The sequence below is a fragment of the Enterobacter cloacae complex sp. IR5384 genome (genome assembly GCF_049237265.1).
GTDB classification, from domain to species: Bacteria; Pseudomonadota; Gammaproteobacteria; order Enterobacterales; family Enterobacteriaceae; genus Enterobacter; species Enterobacter cloacae.
Genome location: NZ_JBMKHJ010000004.1, coordinates 214,439 through 238,157, shown reverse-complemented (window position 1 = coordinate 238,157; position 23,719 = coordinate 214,439). Strand labels below are relative to the sequence as shown.

Below are 23,719 nucleotides of genomic sequence, written 5' to 3'. Positions count from 1 at the left end.
GGTTCTCATATAACGTGACGGGTTACAGTACCAGTGCTGCGATAGACGCTGACAGTACGCTCACCAGCGTTGAGCCGTAAACCAGTTTCAGACCGAAGCGAGAAACAACGTTACCCTGTTCTTCGTTCAGACCTTTAATCGCACCGGCGATGATACCGATGGACGAGAAGTTCGCGAAGGAAACCAGGAACACGGACAGGATGCCTTCCGCACGTGGAGAGAGCGTGCTGGCGATTTTCTGCAGATCCATCATTGCAACGAATTCGTTAGAAACCAGTTTGGTCGCCATGATACTACCAACCTGCAGCGCTTCGTGAGCAGGGACACCCATCACCCAGGCAACAGGATAGAAGATGTAGCCCAGGATGCCCTGGAAGGAGATGCCCAGAACTGCGGCGAACAGGGCGTTCAGGGCAGAGATCAGGGCGATGAAGCCGATCAGCATCGCGGCAACGATAATCGCCACTTTAAAGCCCGCCAGAATATATTCACCCAGCATTTCAAAGAAGCTCTGACCTTCGTGCAGATTTGCCATCTGCAGGTTCTCTTCACCTTCCTCAACACGGTATGGGTTGATCAGTGACAGCACGATAAAGGTACTGAACATATTCAGCACCAGAGCAGCAACCACATATTTTGGTTCCAGCATGGTCATATACGCGCCCACGATAGACATGGAAACGGTGGACATTGCTGTTGCGGCCATGGTGTACATACGGTTACGGGACATCTTGCCGAGAATATCTTTATACGCGATAAAGTTCTCTGACTGGCCCAGAATCAGGGAGCTGACGGCGTTGAATGATTCCAGCTTACCCATACCGTTAACTTTGGACAGTACGGTACCAATGGCGCGGATCACAATCGGCAGAACACGGATGTGTTGCAGAATACCAATCAGCGCAGAGATGAAGACGATTGGGCAAAGTACTTTCAGGAAGAAGAACGCCAGCCCTTCGTCGTTCATTTTACCGAAGACAAAGTTCGTCCCTTCGTTGGCGAATCCGAGCAGTTTTTCGAACATTTCGGAGAAGCCTTTTACGAAGCCAAGCCCCACGTTGGAGTTCAGGAAGAACCACGCGAGCAAAACTTCAATAACGAGAAGCTGAACAACAAAGCGAATGCGGATTTTTTTACGGTCATGGCTGACCAGCAACGCAAGCGCAGTAACGACAACGAGTGCCAGGACAAAGTGAAGGACGCGGTCCATATTTGCTCCAAATATGAGGCAGGTTTAATTTTCGTGCACATTCTATGTAACAACCGAAAAGAAAACGAGATCAAGGACACACTATAGTTACATCCTGTGACGAGTCTCAAAAATAGTGATCCACAATACATTTTTGTTATGTTAGGTAAATGAGTGAAAAGTTAAGTTTGTGTGCTAGTCTTCACAAAAGAGCGCGCGATTTCGGTTTCTGTTAGAGCGCCCCCGCTTACCCGCCTGTCTATCGTTCAAAGCTATCAGAGAAATCACTGCAACCGTTACAAATGATCTTGATAATCATTCTCATTTTGATAGCATTAAACATAGCAAAGGCTATATTTCAGAGGCAGAAATGACAAACAGTCGCGTAGAGGGTAGCAGTGGCAGAGCAGCGCGCAAGTTGCGGTTCGCATTAATGGGACCTGCGTTCATCGCTGCCATTGGCTATATCGATCCAGGCAATTTTGCGACCAATATTCAGGCCGGGGCCAGCTTTGGCTATAAGCTTCTGTGGGTGGTTGTCTGGGCTAACCTGATGGCTATGCTGATTCAGATGCTTTCCGCGAAACTGGGTATTGCCACCGGTAAAAACCTGGCGGAACAGATCCGTGATCATTACCCGCGCCCGGCGGTATGGTTGTACTGGATCCAGGCGGAAATCATTGCGATGGCAACCGATCTCGCCGAATTCATTGGTGCGGCAATTGGTTTCAAGCTGATCCTTGGCGTATCGCTGCTGCAGGGGGCGGTGCTTACCGGCATTGCCACCTTCCTTATTCTGATGCTGCAGCGTCGGGGGCAAAAACCGCTGGAAAAAGTCATCGGCGGCCTGCTGCTGTTTGTCGCTGCGGCCTATATTGTCGAACTGATTTTCTCGCAGCCTAACCTGGCGCAGCTCGGTAAAGGGATGGTTATCCCAAGCCTGCCAACCTCTGAAGCGGTGTTCCTCGCCGCCGGGGTGCTGGGGGCGACCATCATGCCGCATGTGATTTACCTTCACTCCTCGCTAACCCAGCACCTGCACGGGGGGACGCGCAAAGAACGCTATTCGGCAACCAAATGGGATGTGGCTATCGCCATGACGATTGCCGGTTTTGTGAATCTGGCGATGATGGCAACCGCTGCCGCTGCGTTCCACTTTAACGGTCACACCGGCATTGCCGATCTCGACCAGGCCTATCTGACGCTGGAGCCGTTACTGAGCCACGCGGCTGCGACCATATTTGGCTTAAGCCTGGTGGCGGCAGGTCTCTCCTCTACGGTGGTAGGAACACTGGCCGGGCAGGTGGTCATGCAGGGGTTCGTCCGCTTCCATATACCGCTGTGGGTACGTCGCACCGTCACAATGTTGCCGTCATTTGTGGTGATCCTGATGGGGCTGGATCCAACACGCATTCTGGTCATGAGCCAGGTGCTGCTGAGCTTCGGAATCGCACTTGCGCTGGTGCCGCTGCTGATCTTTACCAGCAACAAACATCTGATGGGCGAACTGGTTAACACCACGCTGGTGAAACGGACCGGATGGGTCATCGTGGTTGTGGTAGTGGCGCTGAACCTGTGGTTACTGATAGGCACGGCATTGGGGTTATAAAAGAAAAAGGAGCCGGGAGGCTCCTTTTTTAGATTAGTGACGACCGTGGCCGTGACCATGTCCACCGCGACCTTTACCGCCGCGATCCCAGCCGCCACGGCGGTCATCACGGTCGTTCCAGCCTTCGCGATAACCACGCTCGTAGGCGTTGTTTTTGTACCAGCCGCGGTGCAAACCATTATCATGTTTCCACCAGCGGTCGCCGCGCCACTCATAGTGACGGTGCCAGTAGTCACGGTCGCGCCAGTAGCCACCGTCCCAGTATCTGCCGTAGTCGTCACGATCGCCAATTTGTAATTTTACTGATGGCAACAGGGTGATTTCGCCAGCAGTGGCGACCAGCGGGGCCGAAGCCAGTAATACCGCTGCAAGAATCAGTGACCTGAACATACTCTTCTCCTTCACGATCGGGGCCTTAGGGGGCCTGTTAACGCAATTTTACGAGTTGGGAAAGCCTCGTTTCATCGCCTCAACTCCGAATTCAGACGTGATAGCACTTTTTGCTAAAACAGGATTTATTTTGAGCTATTCAGGATCCCGTCAATGGTGGCAAGCTCTTCCGCCGTGAAATGGCGGTTCTCCAGCATGCCCACTGCATCGTCTATTTGCCCGGTTTTACTGGCGCCAATCAGTACGGAAGTTACCGCCTCGTGGCGCAAAATCCAGGCCAGCGCCATCTGAGACAGCTTCTGTCCCCGGCTTTCTGCCAGCGCGTTCAGTCTTCTGACTTTTTCCAGTTTCTCCTGGGTTATCTGATCCGGGTTCAGGAACTTACTCCCGCTCGCGGCGCGGGAGTCCGCCGGAATGCCGTTCAGATAACGATCGGTCAGTTGACCACCCGCCAGCGGCGAGAATGGAATGCAGCCGACACCTTTTTCCTGCAAAACGTCCAGCAAGCCCGCTTCCGGCGCACGTTCAAACATTGAATATTTCGGCTGATGGATCAGACACGGCGTGCCGAGGTCATGGAGTATGTCGATAGCCTGCCGTGCAAGCTCGGCCGGGTAATTGGACAAACCGACATACAGGGCTTTCCCCTGACGCACCAGATGGTCAAGCGCTTTCATTGTCTCCTGCAGCGGCGTTTCCGGGTCAGGACGGTGGTGATAGAAGATATCAACATACTCCAGCCCCATACGTTTCAGACTTTGATTCAGGCTTGCGATGAGATATTTGCGCGATCCCCAGTCACCGTAAGGGCCGTCCCACATGGTATAGCCCGCTTTCGTCGAGATGATCAGCTCATCGCGCCACGGCAGAAAATCTTCCTGCAAAATGCGGCCGAAATTGCGCTCGGCGGAACCGGGAGGCGGACCATAGTTATTGGCAAGGTCGAAGTGTGTAATACCAAGATCAAACGCGCGCTGTAAAAGTTGACGGCTGTTTTCGATAAGCGTGGCGTCACCGAAGTTGTGCCAGAGCCCAAGAGAGACGGCGGGTAATTTAACGCCACTTTGCCCACAGCGACGATACAGCATTGTCTGATAACGGTTTTTATCTGGTTGATAGTGCATTCTCACGACCTCTGGCGCTAAAAAGTAAGAACAGTGTATGCGTTTACACTGATGTGAAAAAACAGAGCATAGCGCAGCCTTTTTTGTAAAGCATTCTTTCCATACTCTTCTTTTTGCCATTTCTGGACAGTCATCACGCTTATTTAATACTCAAAGTGAGGTCAACGTCAGAAGGACACCTGTTATGCGAACCCCGTACTGCGTCGCCGATTACCTGCTGGACCGTCTTACAGATTGTGGTGCCGATCATCTGTTTGGCGTGCCGGGCGACTATAACCTGCAGTTTCTCGATCATGTCATCGACAGCCCGGATATCTGTTGGGTGGGCTGTGCCAATGAGCTAAACGCATCTTATGCCGCTGACGGATATGCCCGATGTAAGGGCTTCGCCGCGCTGCTGACAACATTTGGCGTAGGGGAATTAAGTGCCATGAACGGCATGGCCGGCAGCTTTGCCGAGCATGTTCCGGTGTTACACATTGTGGGGGCACCGGGTACGGCCTCACAGCAAAAAGGGGAGCTGCTGCACCACACGCTGGGTGATGGTGAGTTCCGTCACTTTTACCATATGAGTGAACCGATCACGGTCGCGCAGGCGATCCTGACCGAACAAAACGCCTGCTACGAAATCGACAGAGTATTAACAACCATGCTGCGGGAGCGACGTCCAGGCTACCTGATGCTGCCAGCCGATGTGGCTAAAAAATCAGCCACGCCGCCTGTAAACGCTCTCACGTTTAAGACCGCGCATGCCGATCACGCCTGCCTGAAAGCGTTCCGAGACGCCGCCGAGAGCAGGCTGAAAACAAGCAAGCGTACCGCGCTGTTGGCCGATTTCCTGGTCATGCGCCACGGCATGAAACATGCCCTGCAGAAGTGGGTGAAAGAGGTGCCCATTGCCCACGCCACCATGCTGATGGGCAAGGGCATTTTTGACGAACGCCAGCCCGGTTTTTATGGCACGTACAGTGGTTCTGCAAGCGTCGGGGCGGTAAAAGAGGCCATCGAAGGGGCGGATACGGTACTGTGCATTGGCACGCGTTTTACCGATACCCTGACGGCGGGGTTTACCCATCAACTGACGCAGGCGCAAACGATAGAAGTGCAGCCACATGCCGCACGGGTGGGGGATGTCTGGTTTACCGGTATCCCTATGTCTGACGCGATCGAGACGCTGGTGGCTCTCTGCAAACAGTATGTCCACGATACCCTGGCGCCAGTCTCTCACAGCGGTATCGCCTTCCCGCAATCCGAGGGCTCGCTCACTCAGGAGAATTTCTGGAGCACCCTGCAAACCTTTATTCGCCCGGGTGACATTATTCTTGCCGACCAGGGGACGTCAGCCTTTGGTGCGATCGATTTGCGTCTGCCGGCAGATGTGAATTTTATCGTCCAGCCGCTGTGGGGCTCCATTGGCTACACCCTGGCCGCGGCGTATGGTGCCCAAACCGCCTGTCCAGACCGGCGCGTCATTGTGCTCACGGGGGATGGCGCCGCGCAGTTGACCATTCAGGAACTGGGCTCGATGCTGCGTGATAAACAGCACCCCATTATCCTGGTGCTCAACAATGAAGGGTACACCGTAGAAAGGGCCATTCATGGACCGGAACAGCGCTATAACGACATTGCCTTATGGAACTGGACGCAAATTCCGCAGGCACTGAGCCTGGATCCTCAGGCACAGTGCTGGCGGGTCAGTGAAGCGGAACAGCTGGCGGAGGTGCTCGAAAAAGTGGCACACCACGAGCGACTATCATTGATTGAAGTGATGCTACCCAAAGCGGATATCCCGCCGCTGTTAGGGGCGATTACCAAAGCGCTGGAAGCGCGTAACAACGCCTGATCACTTGTCGTTACGCCAGGCCATCATCATCGGTTTGCCCGCCAGCAGGAGCCAGGCGGGCAACATCACGATGCAAAGTAACGGGATGAGAGTAGTATCCGGAACCACCACCGCGGCCATAAACAGGCTCAGCCAGGCATCACGCGTCACCACCAATACCAGCCCCAGAATAGAGCAAGAGACGGTTATCGCCGCCGGAACGGCATCCACATGTTCATGCAGCATCAGCCCCAACGCGACGCCAACAAAGACCGCCGGGAAGATCCGTCCGCCACGGAAACCGCACGCTGCCGCCACCACCAGCGCAGCCAGCTTTATGAGCGCAAACAGCAAATAATCGGACACGCTAAATACCTGACTGAAGGCCAGCTGTTGCATCTCATCCAGACCTTTAAACAGCGTTACCTTACCGCCGATGGCCCCTAAAATGCCGAGGATCAATCCGCCAACCCCGAGGATAAGCACCGGATGTTTGAGCTTATGCACCAGCCGGTGCAGACGCGGCAGACACCATACGGCGATCATCCCCAGCGCAATGGCAATAGCGACCACAACCGCACCGCTGAATATATCGGCTATCTGCATCTGGCCGTAGTGGGGAAGGGAGAGCGAGAAGTGTGGATTGAAAAACAGACTGGTGGTGAGCGCACCGGCCGCAGCGGCCATCAGTGGCGCAAAGAGTTTATCCCAGAGCGGCACGTCGTTATTGCTGGAGAGCGTCTGCGAGAAAATCAGCGCGGCCGCGACCGGCGTGCCGAAGAGCGCGCCAATGGTGCCAGCCGATGCCAGAATCGTCCAGTCCAGGGCCCCGACGCGGGGTAAAATGCGTGAGCCGAGATACACCGCCAGACCGATGTTGACCGCCATGATCGGGTGTTCCGGCCCCAGGCTAACGCCGCCCGCCAGACCGATAATCAACGCGATAATAAGTCCTGGCAGCGCTGCAGGTGCGACCGGAGCACCAATCAGCGGTTCCAGCGCCGGATCAGGCCCGGCGTGCCCTGGGCTAAAGCGGATCACCAGACCCACCGCAACTCCCGTCAGGGTCAGCATCATTATGATCCATGCCGGCGAATCAACGCTGATACCCACCTGAGCCGGAAGCGCCGTCCATAACATCGTTTGCAGCACCGAGGCGACTTTCATCACGACGATAAGCACCAGGCTTGAGACAATACCAATAATTAAGGCCGGGATTGCCAGCAACAGCATGGTTCTGGCTCGCGGGTGGAGCATGATAATTTCCTTGTACAAAAAGGTATTACGTTACTTTGCACAATCAGCATTGTGGCAATAGTGCAAAAGGTGCTGAAACGGTAAAGTTATTCTGTGACGAAGATCGATAATCCCGGGGCATTCACCTTCCGGTCGTTGTTGTTATCACGCCTTGAATTTACAGTGTTCCAAAGATTTATTCTGACTTTAGCGGAGCAGTAGAAGAATGACAAAGTATGCTTTGGTAGGAGATGTGGGCGGCACTAACGCGCGCCTGGCATTATGCGATGTAAGTAGCGGTGAAATTTCCCAGGCGAAAACCTATTCAGGGCTGGATTACCACAGCCTTGAGGCCGTTGTACGCGTCTATCTGGAAGAGCACAAGGTCAGCGTTGACGATGGCTGTATCGCGATTGCCTGCCCGATTACCGGCGACTGGGTCGCGATGACCAACCATACCTGGGCATTTTCCATCGCCGAGATGAAAAAGAACCTCGGCTTTGCACATCTGGAAATCATCAACGACTTTACTGCGGTGTCGATGGCCATCCCGATGCTGAAGCCAGAGCACCTGACTCAGTTTGGCGGTACTGCACCGGTAGAAGGCAAGCCGATTGCCGTTTACGGTGCCGGTACGGGGTTGGGCGTTTCGCATCTGGTTCATGTTGATAAGCGCTGGGTGAGTCTGCCGGGTGAAGGTGGTCACGTGGATTTTGCGCCAAACAGCGAAGAAGAGGGCATTATTCTGGAAGAGCTACGCGCTGAGATCGGCCACGTGTCGGCTGAGCGCGTGCTTTCCGGCCCGGGGCTGGTGAACCTGTATCGTGCGATTGTGAAGTCTGACGGCCGTCTGCCGGAAAATCTGCAGCCGAAAGACGTGACCGAGCGCGCACTGGCAGACAGCTGCATCGACTGCCGTCGCGCACTGTCGCTGTTCTGCGTGATCATGGGGCGTTTTGGTGGAAACCTGGCGCTTACGCTCGGCACCTTTGGTGGCGTTTACATTGCCGGTGGCATTGTGCCGCGCTTCCTGGAGTTCTTCAAAGCGTCAGGCTTCCGCGGCGGGTTCGAAGACAAAGGACGTTTTAAAAGCTACGTGCAGGACATTCCTGTTTATCTGATTGTGCACGACAACCCGGGTTTACTTGGCTCGGGCGCCCACCTGCGTCAGGTGCTCGGCCAGATCCTCTAAAACCCAGCCCCTCTCTTGCGGGAGAGGGGATTTACAGGTGCATTAACTGGCGGAACTCTTTGACCTTGCTGCGGCTCACTGGCACCTGAAAATCAAGATCCTTCAGGCGCAAAATGTAGGTATTGTTAAACCACGGCTCGATCTCGCGGATCTTGTTTAAATTCACACAAAACGAGCGGTGACAGCGGAAGAAATGCGCTGTCGGCAGCTTGCTGCAAAACTCGGTAATGTTCATCGCCATCACGTACGATTCCCGCCGCGTATAAACAAACGTCATCTTTTCATGGGCTTCGGCATAGTAGATATCGTTAACCGGCGTCACGATGATACGTTCATCCTTCACCAGGTTAATCGTGTCATTCTCACGTACTGCGGGGCTTGCGGTGACAGGGGTGTTCTGCTGTTGCCACGCCGCCTCCAGCTTTTGCAGCATGGTGACGATGCGCGACTCCTGGTAAGGCTTAAGGATATAGTCAAACGCCTCCAGCTCGAAGGCTTCAACCGCATGCTCCTTCCATGCGGTGACGAAGACAATAAACGGCTTATGGGCAAACTGATTGATGTTTTGCGCCAGTAATACGCCATCCAGTGACGGAATGTTGATATCAAGAAAAATGGCGTCAACGCGGTTATGCTGCAAAAACTTCAGCACGTCCAGACCATCGTCAAACGTGCCCACGATCTCCATCTGACTGTGCGTTTTGATGAGCCAGCTCAGCTCCTGTTGAGCCAGAAACTCATCTTCTACAATGATCACTTTCACGGGTTACTCCGGCCTAAGGCAACAGGGATGTAGACGCATGAACGGGAGAGCGTTCATTCGGGATATAAAAGGCGATCTCGGTGCCCGGTTCAAGGCGCTGAATATGCAGCCCGTCGCCGTACAGCAGTTTGACCCGGTGGTGTACATTCAGCAGCCCAATCTTATTCCCAGGCATCTCGTTGGCCTCAACGCGCTCAATGACTTTAGGATCAATTCCGTGGCCGGTATCGCGCACGGCAATTCGCACGCGGTTGCCGCTTTCGGTCACGCTGATGGTCACCACCCCTTTTCCTTTACACGGCTGAATCCCGTGGACAATAGCGTTCTCAACCAGCGGCTGGATCAGCAGGCTTGGGATCACACAGTTGACCTCTTCATCAATATCGTAAATGACCGTGAGTTTGTCACCAAAGCGCGCCTGCTCAATCGCAATGTAATCCTTGATCTGATAAAGCTCTTTTTTAATGTCGATCTGCTCGTCATCTTTTAGCTCAATGTTGTAGCGCAGGTAGCGTGACAGATTGAAAATCAGCTGACGTGCGGTATCCGGATTAAGTCGAATGGACGAGGAGATCGCATTCAGCGCGTTAAACAGAAAATGAGGATTAATTTTACTTTGCAGCGCGCGCAGCTCTGCCTTATTTGCCATCTCGCGCAGCTGTTCCGCGCGGGAGACCTCCAGCTGGGTAGAGATAATCTGCGACAGCCCGATGGCCATCTCCTGCAGGGAGGAGGTGATCTGGTGCGCGTGGCAGTAGTAAATTTTCAGGGTTCCCGTCACCACGCCTTTCTCCCACAGCGGGATCACCAGCATGGAGTGAATTTCTGGGGTTCTGTGGGCTTCATCATTGTTTTTAATGATGATTTTACCGTAATTGATCGCCTGCCTGGTGGTGGGGCTGATGGTGTCATCGCTGTCCTGATAGTTATGCTCACCTACGCCAACATAGGCCAGGACGTGGTCGATATTGGTAATGGCCACGGCATCGGCATGAATATCGCGACGGATGATATCGCAGACCTGACGTAAGGATTCGGCGTTAACATGGCGGAAGAGCGGCAGCGTTTTGTTGGCGATATCCAGCGCCAGCTTGGCCTGACGTGCGGCGCTGGCCTCTTTTTCCCCTTCAACGCTTTGCACCAGCAGCACGATAAAACCGATACAGACGCTGCCGAGGATCATCGGAATACCGATTTTAGAGACAATATCCAGCCCCAGCGCAATGGTGGGAGCCCAGACGACCACCAGAACCATGGTCAGCGTTTCGCATAGCATGCCCGCGATGATCCCGGCGCGCCAGTGCTGCTTTTTCGGTATTTTGCGGTTAATCCAGCCGGAAAGGACACCGGCGATGATGCTGGTGATAAAACACGGCACCGCCGTCACGCCGCCGATATCTATCAGGTAACGATGTGTCCCGGCAATGAGACCCGTAATAATGCCCACCCAGGGGCCAAACAAGATCCCACCGGACATCACGGCGATAACACGCACGTTGACCAGCGACCCTTCTACCGGCACCCCGGACCAGGTGCTGAACAGGGCGAACAGTGAAAAGATGGCGGTAACGGCCAGCAGCTCTTTTGCCGAGTGGGCGGACTTGTGCAAAAGCTCGCGGAACAGGCGAATACGAATGAGGAAAAACAGGCAAATCAGCATTAATGCCGCACGGTCAAAAACCGCCAGCAGCATATCGAATATTTCGTGCACGAGTCGACCAGCGAAAAGAGGAAAGCCCAATGATAAAAAACCTGACGCCTGTTGACCAGCTATCCGTCGGGTTTATCAAATGAGGAAAAACCATAATCTTCAAAGGGGATTGAGGGTGACTTCCTGAAGATGCCAGTTTTTTAACTCCTGGAGAGCGACAAGGTAACAGCTTTGATATCATCATGTTAAACACTGGGTATTAAAATTGCGCAATTAGCAGGAACGCTTCCGCTTTCGGTATCTGAAGGTTCCCGTTTTTAACGCGACATCTTTTTTTTTGCTTAACCCCTCGACAGCATGTTTTTTTTCAGGTTATTTTCTAAACACGCCACATAAGTGGCAGCGTCGCTCGGACGGTCCGGGCGCTAACGTTAATCTGAGGAATCTATGGCTGAATTCAGTCCTGAACGCCGTTTTACGCGTATCGATCGTCTCCCCCCTTATGTTTTCAATATCACTGCTGAACTGAAGATGGCTGCGCGTCGTCGCGGCGAAGATATTATCGATTTCAGCATGGGTAACCCTGACGGCCCAACGCCTGCGCATATTGTTGAGAAGCTCTGCACGGTCGCCCAGCGCCCGGATACGCACGGTTACTCCACCTCTCGCGGCATTCCTCGATTACGTCGCGCGATCTCTCGCTGGTACCAGGATCGCTATCAGGTTGACATCGATCCGGAAAGTGAAGCCATTGTCACCATTGGCTCGAAAGAGGGGCTGGCGCACCTGATGCTGGCTACGCTGGATCATGGTGATACGGTGCTGGTGCCTAATCCAAGCTACCCCATCCATATTTACGGCGCGGTGATTGCCGGCGCGCAGGTTCGCTCCGTGCCGCTGGTGGAAGGGGTCGATTTCTTTAACGAGCTGGAACGTGCGATTCGTGAAAGCTATCCGAAACCGAAGATGATGATCCTCGGCTTCCCGTCTAACCCTACGGCGCAGTGCGTAGAACTCGACTTCTTTGAGAAAGTCGTCGCACTGGCGAAGCGTTACGATGTGCTGGTGGTACACGACTTAGCCTACGCCGATATTGTGTACGACGGCTGGAAAGCGCCTTCCATTATGCAGGTTCCGGGCGCACGTGATGTGGCGGTGGAATTCTTTACCCTGTCGAAAAGCTACAACATGGCGGGGTGGCGTATTGGCTTTATGGTGGGTAACAAAACGCTGGTGAGTGCACTGGCGCGTATTAAGAGTTACCACGATTACGGCACTTTTACCCCATTGCAGGTGGCCGCTATCGCCGCGCTGGAAGGCGATCAGCAGTGTGTTCATGATATTGCCGCCCAGTATAAACGCCGTCGCGATGTGCTGGTGAAAGGGCTGCATGAGGCTGGCTGGATGGTGGAAATGCCGAAAGCGTCAATGTATGTCTGGGCAAAAATCCCTGAGCCTTACGCGGCGATGGGGTCACTGGAGTTTGCCAAAAAGCTGTTGCAGGACGCGAAGGTCTGCGTCTCGCCGGGCATTGGCTTCGGTGATTATGGCGATACCCATGTACGGTTCGCGCTGATTGAAAACAGCGACCGTATTCGCCAGGCGGTGAGGGGCATTAAGAGTATGTTCCGCGCCGACGGGCTTCTCGCATCAAAGAGTGCCGCTGAACAGCACGAATCTTAATGACATAAAAAAACAGGAGCCAACGGCCCCTGTTTTTTTGACTGCATGTTCTTCGCTAGATCATCAGGGCGAAGGTTCCGGCCCACACTAAAACAATCACCGAAATGCCCATAAAGAAATATTTCACGTTTCATCGCTCCGCGTATCTTCTGGTACGCACTTAAAAACAGAGTCCACCTGATTATAGAGAACTGACATTTGCCTGCGACGGAAATGAGAATTATCCCGTTACGATGCAAACTCCAGCTCAGAATTCTGTGCTTTCCTGTTGCCAGACGGCGCTAATGTACGCCTAAAAATGAGGGGTGACAAGAGGCATTTTTTTAAATACTTTCCGTAACTTACGGGTGTCGTGGAACGGCGACAGTTTGATTTCAGAGCGCAATAAATCCACGTTGAGCGACGGCAAGAAAAGACAATTACTCAGGGTGATTACAGGTGATTGAAAAGGTTAGTTTCTTAGCGAAACTAACCTTTCTCCACATTAAATATAGAGAGACGCTTCGCCATGCGGCCGCGTTTTGAAACGGCGATGCATCCACAGATACTGCTCCGGCGCGCGCATAATTTCGGTCTCGATAACTTTATTGATGAACGCTGCGGCTTCGCATTCATTTTCCGGATAGTTTGCCATCTCCGGTGAGATGTGCAGACGATAGCCAGATTTATCAACCTTTCTCACCATTGTCACGGTCAGCATTGCGGCGCCTGACAGACGCGAAATCACGAACGTGCCGTTGGTGGTGGCGACATTTTTAACCGCAAAGAAGGGCGCAAAACTGCTGCCTTTACGTCCGTAGTCCTGATCGGGTGCAAACCAGACGGCTTCGCCTTTCTTCAGGGCGCCGACCATACCGCGCAGATTGTTACGGCTGATCATCGCCTTATTGGAACGCATGCGACCACGGGTTTGTACCCACTCCATCAGCGGACTGTTGTGCGGGCGGTAGGTGGCCATCATCGGCTGACAAAGCCCCATTACTCGGCCGCCCAGCTCCAGCGACATAAAGTGGACACCAACTACCATCACGCCATGGTTTTGCATTTGCGCGCGTTTCAGGTTTTCGAGACCTTCCACGTCAAACCATTTGCGGACGCGCTCATCAGGCCAGAACCAGGCCATGCCGGTTTCAAGCAATGCCATGCCGATAGATTTAAAGTTCTCGGCAATCAGTGTTTCGCGCTGCTGCGCATTATACTGGGGAAAGCACAGTTCGAGATTTTTACGGGCAATAGATTCACGACGTTTGAGGAAGTGGCGGGACGCGCTGCCGAGCCTGGAGCCCAGTACGCGGATCACAGGATAAGGAAGTTGAACCAGAAGCCAGAGTACGCCAAGACCAAACCATGTAAACCAGTAACGCGGGTGTAAAAACGCACGTTTGAAGTGGGATTGAGACAAAATAGTGAACCTATGTAAAGCCTTTGAAAGTAACGCATAAAGCGATACCACGTGCCAATTAGACCGTTGGACAAGGTCATGGTTGCAGGCTTTACCGATCTTTACGGCGTTGCCTGACCACTGCTGACGTTGGGTGGGCGGCGTAATGTAGCACCGTTATACGATATGTGCTATTACTCGTTTTTGATTAAAAAATCGGCACCTGGAAAGGGTGTTGATTTTGTTGCTGTTGTTGATTATCACGCATGCCAGACGGTGAATCCGTGCGCTCAATTCCCGTCGGACAAGCTAACGATCTCCCCTGGAGGGTGTAAATGGAAACCTATTTACAAACCGTAAGGGATGAGTGGATTCAGTTAATCAATGAAACGGATCCCCTCGTTCATCAACTTACTGCGCAACTGGCCAGCGATCATGCTTCTGGTCTGATTACGGAGTTTTATCGTGTGGTCCTGGCCGACCCTCATGCAGCGGAGTTTCTGACCACTGAGCAGGTTGAAAGGCAGCTGCAGGAGGCGCTGCGCCGTTGGCTTGTTGATGTTCTCTCCTGCCGGGTTGAACAGGTTGATGAACAGATGCGGGCTCAGCAGCGCGCCGCCGATGTTCACGCCCGAATAGGTATATCAGTCGACCTGGTTGAGATGGGTTTTCGGATCCTGAAAAAGCTGTTGTTACCTCTTATTAATGCCACACCACACCCTTCTGAGACCAAGTTAAGCATCTATCACTACGCCATTAACAGCATTGATCTGGCAATGGAGGTGATGTCGCGCGCGTATGTCTTCAGCGAGAACAATGCGGCAAAAGAGGACGAGAACTATCGAATCTTCTCGCTGATGGAAAATGCGGAAGTTGAGAAGGAACGGCAGACCGCCGCATTACTGACGTGGGAACTGTCGCTGCTTTATAAAGTGATGCTGGACTCCAGCATCGACAATAGCCGGCCGCTCGGGCAGTCCGACTTTGGGCTGTGGTTCAGTCATAAGGGACGTCACTACTTCAGTGGTATTGCCGAAGCAGGGCATATCTCTCGTCTTATCCAGGAGTTCGACGCGGCTTTTCATGACGTTCGTCAGACAGACGATGCCCTTCACGACAGACTGCGACAGGTGCAATTTTTGCGGCTGACGCGAACGACCTTCTCGCAAATCGTGACCCTGCTGCATGAGCTGTTTGATGAGGTAGCCCGGCACGAGGTGGGCGTGGATGTGCTCACTCGTCTGCTTAACCGTCGCTTCCTGCCAACCATTTTTAAACGTGAAATTACCCAGGCAAGTCGTTCTGGTACGCCGCTGTCGGTGTTGCTTATTGATGTCGATAAGTTCAAGCAAATCAACGATACCTGGGGGCACAACACGGGAGATGAAATATTAAGAAAGGTTGCCGGGGCGTTTTATGACAACGTTCGCACCTGTGACTATGTCTTCCGCTACGGCGGAGATGAGTTTTTGATTGTGCTAACGGAAATCACCGAAGCCGATACCCTGCGCATTGCCGAGCGGATCCGCCGACGCGTGGAAAAAATTAAGGTTCATTCCCCGACAGGCGAGCCAATACCGTTGTCGCTTTCGATTGGGGCGGCCATGTTTAATGGTCATCCTGACTACGAACGTCTGATTCAGGCTGCGGATGAGGCGTTGTATGGGGCAAAACGACGGGGGCGAAACTGCGTGGAGTTATGGAAAGCGCAGTGATGTTTACTATCAAAGTGTCCCCTGCAGGAATCGAACCTGCAACTAGCCCTTAGGAGGGGCTCGTTATATCCATTTAACTAAGGGGACGAGGCGGCACGAGTATACCGTTATTTACACTTTGCGTTAAGCGCATTGCCGCCCGACTGCTCAAAGAGTCACCATTCAGGCCGATTTATTTGCCGACTTTTCATAATTTTCCTGCGCTTTCAGCTCGGCTTTACGCTTATTAGACATGTCGTTACGGATCTGGGCATGACTCAACAGCGCAAAAATAAAGGTTCCGCCGCAGATGTTGCCCGCAAGCGTGGGCAGTGCAAATGGCCAGAAGAAACCGGTCCAGTGAAGCGTGCCGTTAAACACCAGATAGAGGATTTCTACAGTACCCACCACGATATGGGTGGTGTCGGCCAGCGCAATCAGCCACGTCATTAATATGATTACCACAATTTTGGCGCTGCCTGCGGAAGGGAACATCCAGACCATTGTCGCGATAATCCAGCCAGAGATAATGGCGTTAGAGAACATCTCCACGGGCGTGTTTTTCATCACATCCATACCGATTTTCACAAACGCATCCCGGGTGGGTTCATCAAATATCGGCATATATTCAAACGCCCAGGCGGCGATACCTGTGCCGATAAGGTTGCCCAGCAGGACCACGCTCCACAGACGCATCAGTAAGCCAAAGTTACCCAGGGTCGGGTTTTGCATGACCGGCAGAACGGCGGTGACCGTGTTTTCAGTAAAAAGCTGCTGGCGGGCCATAATGACGATGATAAAGCCGAAGGTGTAGCCCAGGTTCTCCAGCAAAAAGCCACCGGGTACACCTTCAAGCTGCACATGGAAAATGCCCTTCGCAAGTAGCGATGCCCCCATCGAGAGGCCTGCCGCGATAGCGGACCACAGCAGGGCCATGGCATCGCGCTCCATCTCCTTTTCCCCATCCTGACGGATATGTTCATGGATCGCCATCGCGCGGGAGGGAAGGCGATCTTCATCAATTTCTATCTTTTCACCGCGCTCTTTTTCCTCGCTCTCAATTTCAAGTTCTTCATTGCTCTCGCCAATTTTCTCTTCGCCCACGTCTTTCATAACCGCTCCAGTTGGGTGTTCTTTCTTTTAAGCGTAGCGGCTTTTAACAAAATGCCCGTGGGGATGCTCTTAAAGTGAGGGTAATGGCAACAAAGGTGAGACATCTCATTCAAAGCCATTATAAAATTGCCAGCGAAACGAATTCTAAAAGCCAGGCTATGCTGAGATCAGAGTGACGGTGGTTACTGCCCGTAATTGTGCTCATAGACATCGGTAAACGTGCTGATACAATCACTTGCACGTTTACAGACGGAGCATCAAATGCTCCGTTACGGATGGCAATCAACGATAGCCATACTGAACAGGGAGAATTTTATGAAACTTCGGCTGTCGGCGCTTGCGCTGGGCGCGACGATGCTTGTGGGCTGCGCCAGCTCCGGGGAGCAAACGGGACGCTCCGATCCTCTCGAAGGATTTAACCGCTCAATGTATAGCTTCAACTATAACGTGCTGGATCCGTATGTGGTTCGCCCGGTGGCGGTTGCATGGCGTGATTATGTTCCCCAGCCTGCGCGTAACGGGTTGAGCAATTTCACCAGTAACCTTGAAGAGCCAGCGGTGATGGTCAACTACTTCCTGCAAGGCGATCCGTATCAGGGGATGGTGCACTTTACTCGCTTCTTCCTGAACTCCCTGCTGGGGATGGGGGGCTTTATCGATGTCGCCGGCATGGCGAACCCGAAACTGCAGCGTGAACAGCCGCACCGCTTCGGGAGTACGCTGGGTCATTATGGCGTCGGTTACGGCCCTTACGTTCATCTGCCGTTCTATGGCAGCTTTACCGTACGTGATGATGGCGGTGATATGGTGGATACGCTGTATCCGGTTCTTTCGTGGCTGACCTGGCCGCTGTCGATTGGTAAATGGACGGTAGAAGGAATTGAAACACGTGCGCAACTGCTCGATTCCGACGGTCTGCTGCGTCAGTCTTCCGATCCATACATCATGGTGCGTGAAGCTTACTTCCAGAATCATGACTTTATTGCCAATGGTGGCAAGCTGAAGCCGGAAGAGAATCCAAACGCGAAGGCAATCGAGAACGAATTAAAAGATATCGATTCGGAATAAATAAAAAAGGTGAGCGATGCTCACCTTTTTTGATCCCTGCGCGAATTAGAACGCGTAGTTGAAGTTCAGGCCATACAGCCAGGCTTTACCTTCGGAAGAGAACTCATACGGACCTTCCTTGAAGCTGACTTTTTGACCGTGCATATACGAAACACCCGCATCGACAGAGGCATCTTTGTTGAATGCATAGGTCGCACCGGCGCTCAGCCAGAAGCGGTCCTGATCCGGAATGGAGATAGAACGTTTGTCAGCCGGAACCGGGCTATCATCGAAGGCAATACCGGTACGGAACGTCCAGTTGTCATCCATATAGTAGGTGGTACCCAGTGCGATGCGGTAGGCATCACGGAAGCTTTCATCTTTATAGAACAGCGTGTCGCCTTTGCTGTTGGTCGCTTTCAGCTCCTGGAACTGGCTCCAGCTGGTGTAGGTCAGGCTATAGTGAATCGCCCACTGTGGTGCCACGCGGTTATAACCGGACAATTCCCACATTTCCGGTAAGTGCAGACTCAGAGAACCGCCAGTGGTACGGCCATCGGTGCCCATTGGCAGGCCGAAGGTGCCGAGGATCTGGTTATAAGCAGAAGGCAGGCTGCTCTTGTAGTCGCCGTCAAAGTCGATTTTCACTTCGGAACGGTAGGTGAAACCGTAACGGTTGTTTTTATCGAGTTCATAAAGGATACCGGCGTTCCAGCCAAAGCCCCACTCGTCACCCTTCAGATACGCGATCTGGGTGTCTGCCGGGATCCCTGCAACCTGTTGTGCCAGAGGCGGCGGCAGTGCGCCGGAGCCCGCAACGATTTTGCCGAGATCGCCCGCGTAACGTTCGATTTTCGCTTTAGCATAAACGGCATCAAAGCCAACGCCGAAGCTCCAGTTACTGTTCAGACGGTAAGCACCGCTCAGGTTCAGGTTCAGAGTCTCAAGGTCGGTCTTACCGCCATAGGCTCCTGCTGCGTAGTCGTTATTAAACTCGGTCGCTAAACCATAGTTAGAGGTTACGGATGCACCCCAGCCAAACTGGTCGTTGATTGGCGCAACGAAGTGCAGGTTTGGCACCCATGCCGTTGGTGCGATGTTATCGGAATTCAGGCTGGCTCCGCTCGGGGAACGGCCCGTAATATCCACACCCGGATCAACAAAGATGGCGCCCGCTGAGAACGTTGGGCGATCAAACATCATGATCAGCGCAGGGTTACGACTGGCGTTACCTGCATCATCAGCAATTGCACCTTCCCCGGAATACGCACGGCCAAGGCCAGAGGAAGAAAATTCGTTTAACTGGAAGCCCGCTGACCAGGCGGACGTAGAGACGATTGCCACTGCGACTGCCAGCGCAGTCTTGTTGAACAGGGTTTTCTGGCTCATGACCATAACCTCATTGAGTTATTTTTATTCAATAATTGTTACATACCGTAACAGGAGCGCGAAGTGTAGGGTCTGAGGTATGACTTACAAATCAGACCAGTGGCCAGAGTATAGGTCTGACCAGCTAGAATGTTGCAAGTTTGTTTATTAATATTTTCAAACATGTTTCTTGAAACGAGATCTGGTTGGCAAAAATGTGACCATCACGACTCACCCAAAAGGGCGAATTTTGTTTTAGATCATTTTTTAGTGTGATATTGGTCACTTATCCCGTTTTGCGCCATTAACGGCTGGAGAGCGTCTGCATCGGGGCGTAAAATATCAGCATCGTGTTTGTCTCGCGTCCTGCGCGAATACAGAGGAAATTGAGATATGAGTAAATGCAGTGCTGATGAAACCCCGGTTTGCTGCTGTATGGATGTTGGTACCATCATGGACAACTCCGATTGCACCGCCTCTTACAGCCGCGTGTTCACCAACCGTGCCGAAGCGGAAGAAACCCTGGCGGCGCTGAGCAAGCGCGCGCGCGACGTAGAATCCGATCCGTGTGAAATCAAGTCCACCTTCACGGAAGTGGACGGCGGCGTGAAGCTGGATATCGACTTTGTCTTCGCCTGCGAAGCTGAAACGCTGATTTTCCAACTCGGTCTGCGTTAATCTCCGCGGCCTGATGCCCTCTCCCACAGGTGAGGGTGCAAACACTCAAAACGGTAACCTCTGGGTTACCGTTTTGTTTTTACCTCGGGGCATTTTCTTTTTTCTTCTCTGTGTTTTAGTTCGCATTTTTTCGTTTCCCCAATTGGCTGAATGTAAAAAAATGGTTAAGACTATTTATCAGGTCAGACCACTTTATGTTTGCAAAATTTTTACAGGGGAATGTTATGAGTCAGGCATTACCGCTTATCACCCGACAAGGTGACCGCATTGCCATTGTCAGTGGATTGCGTACGCCGTTTGCGCGTCAGGCGACAGCGTTTCACGGCATACCGGCCGTCGATCTGGGGAAAATGGTGGTGGGGGAGATGCTGGCTCGCAGCGAAATACCGCCTGATGTCATTGAGCAGCTGGTTTTTGGCCAGGTTGTTCAGATGCCAGAAGCTCCCAACATTGCACGAGAAATTGTCCTTGGCACCGGAATGAACGTGCATACGGATGCTTACAGCGTCAGCCGTGCGTGTGCAACCAGCTTTCAGGCGGTGGCAAACGTGGCCGAAAGCCTGATGGCGGGCACCATTCGCGCGGGGATCGCCGGCGGGGCAGACTCGTCCTCCGTGCTGCCGATAGGGGTCAGTAAAAAGCTGGCCCGCATTCTGGTGGATGCAAATAAAGCGCGCACCACCGGGCAAAAACTCAAGCTCTTCTCGCGTTTACGCCTTCGTGACCTGATGCCTGTTCCACCTGCGGTGGCTGAATACTCCACCGGCCTGCGCATGGGCGACACCGCCGAGCAGATGGCCAAAACCTACGGCATTACCCGGGAGCAGCAGGATGCGCTGGCTCACCGTTCCCATCAGCTGGCGGCGAAAGCCTGGTCGGAAGGCAAGCTTAACGACGAGGTGATGACCGCGTATATCCCGCCTTACCGCGAACCGCTGGTGGAAGATAACAACATTCGTGGCACCTCGACGCTGGCGGACTATGCCAGACTGCGTCCTGCATTCGACCGCAAACACGGCACCGTTACGGCCGCCAACAGTACTCCGCTGACGGATGGTGCTGCCGCGGTGATCCTGATGACCGAATCGCGAGCCAAAGAGCTGGGCCTTACCCCGCTCGGTTATCTGCGCAGCTACGCATTTACGGCAATCGACGTCTGGCAGGACATGCTGTTAGGCCCGGCCTGGTCCACGCCGCTGGCGCTGGATCGCGCAGGGTTGACCCTCGCTGATTTAACGCTGATTGATATGCACGAGGCCTTTGCCGCACAAACCCTGGCCAACGTCCAGCTACTGGCCAGCGAACGTTTTGCTCGCGATGTGCTTGGCCGCGCCCATGCCACTGGAGAAGTGGATCAAAGCAAATTTAACGTACTGGGCGGCTCTATCGCCTACGGTCATCCGTTTGCGGCAACGGGCGCAAGGATGATCACCCAAACATTACATGAGTTACGTCGCCGTGGCGGCGGTTTTGGCCTCGTCACCGCCTGCGCGGCGGGCGGTCTTGGGGCAGCAATGGTTCTGGAGGCTGAATAATGGCAATGGCATCTGCATTTAATCTGACGGTTCGCCTCGATAACGTGGCTGTGATTACCATTGATGTCCCCGACGAAAAGATGAACACCCTGAAGGCGGAATTTGGCGTTCAGGTGCGCGAGATGTTAAAGCAGATCCGCGAGAACAAAGCGATTCGCGGCCTGGTGTTTATCTCGGCAAAGCCAGACAACTTTATTGCCGGGGCCGATATCAACATGATCGCCCGGGCGCAAAGCGCGCAGGAGGCGGAAGAGCTGGCGCGCCAGGGGCAGCAGGTGATGGCGGAGATCCATTCGCTGCCGATCCCGGCGATCGCCGCGATCCACGGTGCATGCCTGGGCGGTGGGCTGGAGCTGGCGCTGGCCTGTCACAGCCGTATTTGTACTGACGACGCGAAAACCGTTCTTGGGTTGCCGGAAGTACAGCTAGGGCTGCTTCCCGGCTCCGGTGGAACGCAGCGTCTGCCGCGGCTGGTTGGCGTTAGTACAGCGCTGGAGATGATCTTAACTGGCAAACAGCTGCGCGCCCGTCAGGCGCTGAAAGCGGGGCTGGTTGATGACGTCGTTCCGCATTCCATTTTGCTGGAAGCCGCCGTAGAGCTGGCGCTGAAGGGACGTCAGGCAAGACGTGCTCTGCCGGTACGTGAGCGCGTCCTGGCCGGGCCGCTGGGGCGGGCGCTGCTGTTTAGCATGGTGGGCAAGAAAACCGAACAAAAGACCAAAGGCAACTATCCGGCGACGAAGCGCATTCTTGAGGTGATTGAAACCGGGTTGTCGCAGGGCAGCAGCAGCGGTTATGCCGCGGAGGCAAAAGCCTTTGGTGAACTGGCGATGACGCCGCAATCGCAGGCGTTGCGCAGCATCTTCTTTGCCAGCACTGACGTTAAAAAAGATCCGGGTAGTGACGCTGAACCTGCGCCGCTCAACGCCGTTGGCGTTCTCGGGGGCGGACTGATGGGCGGTGGTATTGCGTTTGTCACAGCCAGCAAAGCCAAATTGCCCGTACGTATCAAAGACATCAACCCGAAAGGGATTAACCACGCGCTGCAGTACAGCTGGCAGAACCTTGATCGGAAGGTTAAACGCCGCCATATCAAGGCAAGCGAGCGTGATAAAACCGTGGCCATGATCAGCGGCACTACGGACTACCGTGGTTTTGCCCATCGCGATCTGGTGATTGAAGCGGTGTTTGAAGATCTGGCGCTTAAGCAGCAGATGGTTGCGGACGTTGAGCAACATTGTGCGCCGCACACGATTTTCGCCTCGAATACCTCTTCATTACCGATCGGTGATATCGCAGCGAAAGCCGCGCGTCCTGAGCAGGTGATTGGCCTGCACTTTTTTAGTCCGGTTGAAAAAATGCCGCTGGTTGAAGTTATTCCACACGCGTCAACCAGCCCGCAGACTGTCTCTACGGTAGTGAAACTGGCGAAAATGCAGGGCAAAACCCCGATCGTCGTGGCAGATAAAGCGGGTTTCTACGTCAACCGAATTCTGGCGCCGTATATCAACGAAGCGATGCGCCTGCTGGTGGAAGGGGAGAAGATCGAACACGTCGACGAGGCGCTGGTCAAGTTTGGTTTCCCCGTTGGCCCAATCCAACTTTTGGATGAGGTAGGAATAGACACCGGCACTAAAATTATACCTGTGCTGGAGGCCGCATATGGCGAGCGTTTTAGCCCGCCTGCAAACATTGTTTCTGCAATTTTGAAGGACGATCGCAAAGGCAGAAAAAATGAACGCGGTTTCTATCTTTACCGCGCAAAAGGGCGTAAAAGCAAGAAACAGGTCGACCCTTCGGTCTATGGGCTTATCCCAACAACCGGACAGGCGAAACTGTCTGCCGTTCAGTGTGCTGAACGCTGTGTGATGATGATGCTTAATGAAGCCGCACGCTGTTTTGGCGAGCAGGTGATTAAAAGCGCACGCGATGGCGATATTGGCGCCGTATTTGGTATTGGTTTCCCGCCGTTCCTTGGCGGCCCGTTCCGTTACATGGACAACCTCGGAGCGGGTGAAGTGGTTGCGATTCTGCAACGTCTTGCCACGCAGTATGGTCCCCGGTTTACACCCTGTGACGAATTATTGCAGATGGCGGAACGGGGCCAGACATTTTGGCCAGCAAGGGAAACTGTCCTCGTAAGTTGAGGTCAAAGAAGGGTAAATCCGGCGGTGAATGAATCTGATTTGGCGATTTTGTAAACAGAGATTGACTATACTTACGCCATTGAGGTAAAAAACAGCG

Annotated in this window: 19 protein-coding genes and 1 tRNA gene; 9 read left to right on the top strand and 11 right to left on the bottom strand. The window is 53.4% G+C overall.

The genetic code is table 11. The features are described from left to right. Nucleotides 1-22: 22 nt before the first annotated feature. Nucleotides 23-1,210, bottom strand: coding sequence for a NupC/NupG family nucleoside CNT transporter (locus tag ACOTX3_RS05965; RefSeq protein WP_013098187.1), 1,188 nt, complete (start codon nucleotides 1,208-1,210; stop codon nucleotides 23-25). Between the two features lie 349 nt (nucleotides 1,211-1,559). On the opposite strand from ACOTX3_RS05965, the gene ACOTX3_RS05960 reads away from it, so the two are divergent. Continuing rightward, nucleotides 1,560-2,798, top strand: a complete 1,239-nt coding sequence (locus ACOTX3_RS05960) for an Nramp family divalent metal transporter (protein ID WP_038984362.1) — start codon at nucleotides 1,560-1,562, stop codon at nucleotides 2,796-2,798. A 33-nt stretch (nucleotides 2,799-2,831) separates the two neighbouring features. On the opposite strand, the gene ACOTX3_RS05955 is transcribed toward ACOTX3_RS05960, so the two are convergent. Then, complete coding sequence (locus ACOTX3_RS05955; RefSeq protein ID WP_013098185.1) at nucleotides 2,832-3,188, bottom strand: DUF2502 domain-containing protein; 357 nt, start codon at nucleotides 3,186-3,188, stop codon at nucleotides 2,832-2,834. Between the two features lie 125 nt (nucleotides 3,189-3,313). Next, on the bottom strand, nucleotides 3,314-4,312 hold the full coding sequence (gene mgrA, locus ACOTX3_RS05950) for an L-glyceraldehyde 3-phosphate reductase (protein ID WP_038984364.1): 999 nt from the start codon (nucleotides 4,310-4,312) through the stop codon (nucleotides 3,314-3,316). Between the two features lie 184 nt (nucleotides 4,313-4,496). On the opposite strand from mgrA, the gene ipdC reads away from it, so the two are divergent. Beyond that, nucleotides 4,497-6,155, top strand: a complete 1,659-nt coding sequence (gene ipdC / locus ACOTX3_RS05945) for an indolepyruvate decarboxylase (protein WP_048972273.1) — start codon at nucleotides 4,497-4,499, stop codon at nucleotides 6,153-6,155. On the opposite strand, the gene ACOTX3_RS05940 is transcribed toward ipdC, so the two are convergent. After that, nucleotides 6,156-7,391, bottom strand: a complete 1,236-nt coding sequence (locus ACOTX3_RS05940; RefSeq protein WP_029881751.1) for an ion channel protein — start codon at nucleotides 7,389-7,391, stop codon at nucleotides 6,156-6,158. A 205-nt stretch (nucleotides 7,392-7,596) separates the two neighbouring features. On the opposite strand from ACOTX3_RS05940, the gene glk reads away from it, so the two are divergent. Further along, nucleotides 7,597-8,562: a glucokinase gene (gene glk / locus ACOTX3_RS05935; protein WP_058678211.1), complete on the top strand. Its 966-nt coding sequence runs from the start codon at nucleotides 7,597-7,599 to the stop codon at nucleotides 8,560-8,562. Nucleotides 8,563-8,593: 31 nt separating this feature from the next. Here the strand turns inward: glk and ACOTX3_RS05930 are convergent, their stop codons facing one another. Then, nucleotides 8,594-9,325: a LytR/AlgR family response regulator transcription factor gene (locus ACOTX3_RS05930; protein ID WP_045903404.1), complete on the bottom strand. Its 732-nt coding sequence runs from the start codon at nucleotides 9,323-9,325 to the stop codon at nucleotides 8,594-8,596. A gap of 13 nt (nucleotides 9,326-9,338) precedes the next feature. Further along, a complete protein-coding gene (locus tag ACOTX3_RS05925; protein WP_032618314.1) occupies nucleotides 9,339-11,036 on the bottom strand; it encodes a sensor histidine kinase in 1,698 nt (565 codons plus the stop codon). A 387-nt stretch (nucleotides 11,037-11,423) separates the two neighbouring features. On the opposite strand from ACOTX3_RS05925, the gene alaC reads away from it, so the two are divergent. Continuing rightward, on the top strand, nucleotides 11,424-12,659 hold the full coding sequence (gene alaC, locus ACOTX3_RS05920; RefSeq protein WP_023619791.1) for an alanine transaminase: 1,236 nt from the start codon (nucleotides 11,424-11,426) through the stop codon (nucleotides 12,657-12,659). Between the two features lie 55 nt (nucleotides 12,660-12,714). On the opposite strand, the gene ypdK is transcribed toward alaC, so the two are convergent. After that, nucleotides 12,715-12,786 (bottom strand): membrane protein YpdK, encoded by a 72-nt coding sequence (ypdK, locus tag ACOTX3_RS05915; RefSeq protein WP_099458937.1) that lies wholly within the window; start codon nucleotides 12,784-12,786, stop codon nucleotides 12,715-12,717. Nucleotides 12,787-13,143: 357 nt separating this feature from the next. Beyond that, nucleotides 13,144-14,064 carry a kdo(2)-lipid IV(A) palmitoleoyltransferase gene (lpxP, locus tag ACOTX3_RS05910; RefSeq protein WP_176601165.1) on the bottom strand — a complete coding sequence of 307 codons (921 nt, stop codon included), beginning with the start codon at nucleotides 14,062-14,064 and terminating at the stop codon, nucleotides 13,144-13,146. A gap of 311 nt (nucleotides 14,065-14,375) precedes the next feature. Here lpxP and ACOTX3_RS05905 point away from each other — a divergent pair, with 311 nt between their 5' ends. Next, a complete protein-coding gene (locus tag ACOTX3_RS05905) occupies nucleotides 14,376-15,755 on the top strand; it encodes a diguanylate cyclase (RefSeq protein WP_013098174.1) in 1,380 nt (459 codons plus the stop codon). Nucleotides 15,756-15,770: 15 nt separating this feature from the next. Here ACOTX3_RS05905 and ACOTX3_RS05900 read toward each other — a convergent pair. Together ACOTX3_RS05900 and ACOTX3_RS05895 are read right to left on the bottom strand one after the other, a co-directional pair. Next, nucleotides 15,771-15,842: transfer RNA gene (locus tag ACOTX3_RS05900), tRNA-Arg, on the bottom strand. A 75-nt stretch (nucleotides 15,843-15,917) separates the two neighbouring features. After that, on the bottom strand, nucleotides 15,918-16,847 hold the full coding sequence (locus ACOTX3_RS05895; RefSeq protein ID WP_058678209.1) for a formate/nitrite transporter family protein: 930 nt from the start codon (nucleotides 16,845-16,847) through the stop codon (nucleotides 15,918-15,920). Nucleotides 16,848-17,162: 315 nt separating this feature from the next. Between ACOTX3_RS05895 and mlaA the strand changes: the two genes are divergently transcribed. Next, nucleotides 17,163-17,915 (top strand): phospholipid-binding lipoprotein MlaA, encoded by a 753-nt coding sequence (mlaA, locus tag ACOTX3_RS05890; protein WP_013098159.1) that lies wholly within the window; start codon nucleotides 17,163-17,165, stop codon nucleotides 17,913-17,915. A gap of 45 nt (nucleotides 17,916-17,960) precedes the next feature. On the opposite strand, the gene fadL is transcribed toward mlaA, so the two are convergent. Then, entirely contained in the window at nucleotides 17,961-19,283 is a 1,323-nt protein-coding gene (fadL, locus tag ACOTX3_RS05885) for a long-chain fatty acid transporter FadL (RefSeq protein WP_014832806.1), read from the bottom strand. 372 nt (nucleotides 19,284-19,655) lie between these two features. Here fadL and ACOTX3_RS05880 point away from each other — a divergent pair, with 372 nt between their 5' ends. From ACOTX3_RS05880 to fadJ, 3 genes are all read left to right on the top strand, one after another. Then, nucleotides 19,656-19,940, top strand: coding sequence for a YfcZ/YiiS family protein (locus ACOTX3_RS05880; RefSeq protein ID WP_014832805.1), 285 nt, complete (start codon nucleotides 19,656-19,658; stop codon nucleotides 19,938-19,940). Between the two features lie 224 nt (nucleotides 19,941-20,164). Then, nucleotides 20,165-21,475 carry an acetyl-CoA C-acyltransferase FadI gene (gene fadI / locus ACOTX3_RS05875; RefSeq protein ID WP_045903402.1) on the top strand — a complete coding sequence of 437 codons (1,311 nt, stop codon included), beginning with the start codon at nucleotides 20,165-20,167 and terminating at the stop codon, nucleotides 21,473-21,475. Then, on the top strand, nucleotides 21,475-23,622 hold the full coding sequence (gene fadJ / locus ACOTX3_RS05870) for a fatty acid oxidation complex subunit alpha FadJ (protein WP_058678208.1): 2,148 nt from the start codon (nucleotides 21,475-21,477) through the stop codon (nucleotides 23,620-23,622). The genes fadI and fadJ overlap by 1 nt, the downstream gene beginning before the upstream one ends. The last annotated feature ends 97 nt before the right edge of the window (nucleotides 23,623-23,719 follow it).

What these genes read in the sequence shown, in the direction of transcription:
- ACOTX3_RS05965 (WP_013098187.1), bottom strand. Translation starts at nt 1,210, where the DNA reads ATGGACCGCGTCCTTCACTTTGTCCTGGCACTCGTTGTCGTTACTGCG.
- ACOTX3_RS05960 (WP_038984362.1), top strand. Translation starts at nt 1,560, where the DNA reads ATGACAAACAGTCGCGTAGAGGGTAGCAGTGGCAGAGCAGCGCGCAAG.
- ACOTX3_RS05955 (WP_013098185.1), bottom strand. Translation starts at nt 3,188, where the DNA reads ATGTTCAGGTCACTGATTCTTGCAGCGGTATTACTGGCTTCGGCCCCG.
- mgrA (WP_038984364.1), bottom strand. Translation starts at nt 4,312, where the DNA reads ATGCACTATCAACCAGATAAAAACCGTTATCAGACAATGCTGTATCGT.
- ipdC (WP_048972273.1), top strand. Translation starts at nt 4,497, where the DNA reads ATGCGAACCCCGTACTGCGTCGCCGATTACCTGCTGGACCGTCTTACA.
- ACOTX3_RS05940 (WP_029881751.1), bottom strand. Translation starts at nt 7,391, where the DNA reads ATGCTCCACCCGCGAGCCAGAACCATGCTGTTGCTGGCAATCCCGGCC.
- glk (WP_058678211.1), top strand. Translation starts at nt 7,597, where the DNA reads ATGACAAAGTATGCTTTGGTAGGAGATGTGGGCGGCACTAACGCGCGC.
- alaC (WP_023619791.1), top strand. Translation starts at nt 11,424, where the DNA reads ATGGCTGAATTCAGTCCTGAACGCCGTTTTACGCGTATCGATCGTCTC.
- ACOTX3_RS05905 (WP_013098174.1), top strand. Translation starts at nt 14,376, where the DNA reads ATGGAAACCTATTTACAAACCGTAAGGGATGAGTGGATTCAGTTAATC.
- ACOTX3_RS05895 (WP_058678209.1), bottom strand. Translation starts at nt 16,847, where the DNA reads ATGAAAGACGTGGGCGAAGAGAAAATTGGCGAGAGCAATGAAGAACTT.
- mlaA (WP_013098159.1), top strand. Translation starts at nt 17,163, where the DNA reads ATGAAACTTCGGCTGTCGGCGCTTGCGCTGGGCGCGACGATGCTTGTG.
- fadL (WP_014832806.1), bottom strand. Translation starts at nt 19,283, where the DNA reads ATGAGCCAGAAAACCCTGTTCAACAAGACTGCGCTGGCAGTCGCAGTG.
- ACOTX3_RS05880 (WP_014832805.1), top strand. Translation starts at nt 19,656, where the DNA reads ATGAGTAAATGCAGTGCTGATGAAACCCCGGTTTGCTGCTGTATGGAT.
- fadI (WP_045903402.1), top strand. Translation starts at nt 20,165, where the DNA reads ATGAGTCAGGCATTACCGCTTATCACCCGACAAGGTGACCGCATTGCC.
- fadJ (WP_058678208.1), top strand. Translation starts at nt 21,475, where the DNA reads ATGGCAATGGCATCTGCATTTAATCTGACGGTTCGCCTCGATAACGTG.